The sequence below is a fragment of the Vibrio sp. OPT46 genome (genome assembly GCF_015163535.1).
Classification (GTDB): Bacteria; Pseudomonadota; Gammaproteobacteria; order Enterobacterales; family Vibrionaceae; genus Vibrio; species Vibrio alginolyticus.
In genome coordinates this window covers 1,831-4,512 of the sequence record NZ_JADDYG010000474.1, presented here as the reverse complement: position 1 = coordinate 4,512, position 2,682 = coordinate 1,831, and the positions used below count along the sequence as shown (strand labels likewise).

Annotated in this window: 1 protein-coding gene and 1 pseudogene; both read right to left on the bottom strand. The window is 43.2% G+C overall.

Annotation, left to right across the window (positions count from 1 at the left end):
- Positions 1-1,325, bottom strand: a pseudogene (locus tag IQR33_RS33685) (ATP-binding protein); the annotation flags it as partial.
- Positions 1,325-2,682, bottom strand: a 1,358-nt coding sequence (locus tag IQR33_RS33680) for a transposase (RefSeq protein ID WP_228014017.1), incomplete at its 5' end; no start/stop codon positions are given. The pseudogene IQR33_RS33685 and the gene IQR33_RS33680, both read right to left, overlap by 1 nt.

Genomic DNA, 2,682 nt, shown 5'->3' with positions numbered 1-2,682 from the left:
CACGCCGCTCTTCATCGGTTCTGAGTTGTTGATATGCAAACTCCTCCGGCGTCTGCTGAACAGTTGTTGCTACCTGTTTTTGCAGCTCAAGCAACCTTTTATCAGTGTTGCTTAGTTTAAGATCTGAAAACTTAATCATTTCTTCGGCATCACCCGAGCGAAGAGCTGCTAGCATTGGGTGAACAGGTTTTAATTCATCCTTGTAAACCTGTTGCATTAATTTAGGTGTGATCCTTTCTACTTTTGTCGCGATTGCTCTCAGCTGACACAAGACATATAGCTTAACCACAATATCCAAGACACCTTGGCTTAGGTCATACCATAGAGAACGAATGTCATCCGACAACACCTCATCACGTTTTTGTAGCCATTGAAGAGTCCATAACTTATCCGTGAGCGCTTTCCATTCTCTTCCTTCTTCCATTGGATCCCAAAAAAATCGCTCCAAGACCAGAGCCTCGCCTTGCAGATCTCATATCAGCCTCAAATATCTCGCGGGCTCGTGATGTTCCAACCAAAATCACAGGAAGGCCAATGGTATTTACTAATGTCACAAAGAAATTAAGCATTTTCTCAGAGCCACCAGAGCGAGAACGGCTAAGGTGCTGTATTTCGTCAATAATAAGAACACCAACTGCATGAGCGTTTGCAACCTGAGCCATTGCAGCTAAAAGTGTTTCAATACTCGGTCTTTTGCTCATCGAGTATTGTCTTTCGTAGTTGGATGTCCCTAATGCTCTATCCATCGCACGAAAAAAGTTCAAGCACAGCTCTTTCAGTGATCCATCATGGGAGCAGTCAATTTTTAGATAAACGACTTGCTCAAGATTTCTGTCAGGGTGGTAAATAACTTGAGGGTATAACGACAAAAGCTGCTTGATCGCCGTTGTTTTACCATTTCCGCTACATCCAATCAATGTCATGCTTTGGGCTGTAGAACTAACTTCCGTGAACTTTATCGCCTTCAAATCACCAGATAAAACACGCTCGTAACCATTTTGTATATGTCTTGCCCAATCACCTGTTTCGGGATTTCTTCCAACATAGCCACGCCGTATCATCAATGAAAGTCGTTCATGCAACTGTATGTGCTGACTGAGGGGCTGGAAAAAATCATCAATAACACGACAGATACTATGCGCTCTTTCGATGCCATTTCGATGGATATCTTCTGCGGCACACCTTAACGAGCCCTTCAGAGCAATCGAGTCGTCTAGGAAACTATTTATCGGTGGTAATGCCTCTATCAGCGGGTTATTTCGATAAACTGAGAGCGTAGCACTTTGATAGACGGCTACTACACGATGATCTTGGCTTTTCTTCATCAGTTATCATCCTCATCATCAAATAGCTCCGGAATGAAATCAGGCAGTTGATAACTTTCCTCCTCTCCCTTTATAGGTATCACCGACGCGACTTCTTCTTGTTTAGCCCTAACTGGCTGTATTGCTAACTCCTTTCTCTCTTGCTCTCGAACATTCCGTTTATTGCCTTTGATGTCATTTATCTTTTGCGCGTTGCTCAGTGTACTGGTTTTACGATTCTTTGTAGCTTTCTTCAGTTTCTTTTCAAGAAGATCATCAAAATCTCGTTCTACGGTTGCAAATTGATACTTAGCTTCAGCTAAAGTCTGCTTTTGAGCTGCTTGACGTTCCCATACTTGATACCAAGTTAGATCACGGAACTCTCTACTTCGACTAGAAAGATCACAAACCCAAAATGTATTTTTTCCTTCTTCAGGAAACAGATATATGTGATTAGCAGAACCAAGCTCATAGGCTGCAAATAGTTTTTTAGGTCTAGATACTTCCGAAGAACGGTGCATCCAACCTGTCTGAATAATTTCTTTTCCTGTGTAGGTTAATCCCCATAACTTTACGCCTAACTCGGATACAGTGACCTTTTGACGCGGTAACAGCAGTATCTTTGCAATATCCGTATCGATGGCTCGTAAGCGCCCAGTGCGATGCTGTAGTCCCCATCTCCAAAGCTCAATAGGGATCGATGGAAGGCCTTCTGGCATATCAGGAGCACGATCGTACTTTTCTAACGGTTTGTTTAAGTTGTGAGCAAGTATTGAATAGAGCAGTATTTCAATAAAATCTGATCTCGCCACAGCAGCTTCAACTCTATAATCTCTTTCACCATGCTTCTTAACCTTGTTACCAGTTACGACACCTGGCATATAGGGCTTAAACTGAGCTTGCAACGTGCCAAATGATCTCTCTACGATACCTTTGGCGTCACCCCGTCGAGGGGGAGCACTTTCAAGGCGAACTCCTATAGCATCAACCAAATAATTGGCTTGATGGCTCATCAATTCACCGCGATCGGCTAACAGAACATCAGGAATACCTACACATGGCCACTGCTCTTCAGAAATATCGATACCATATTCTGCACAGGCTTTTACTTTGCTATCAAAGCTGCATATCAGTGCCTTCATTGCAACGGGAAAAGATGGGTTATCGAAACCGATATAAAAGCCAGCAACCATGCGGCTAAAAACATCAATGACCATATAAATTGTCGGCCGACCAATAACCTTGTCCGGGTCATCGTCATCTACTAGGTAAATATCGGCGATGGTAGCATCAATTTCGTATCGACTACCTGGGCCTAACGCTTGCTCGGTAGCTGTGCCATGAAGTGGTCTAACGTCTTTGTTGTAATTTCCTTGAG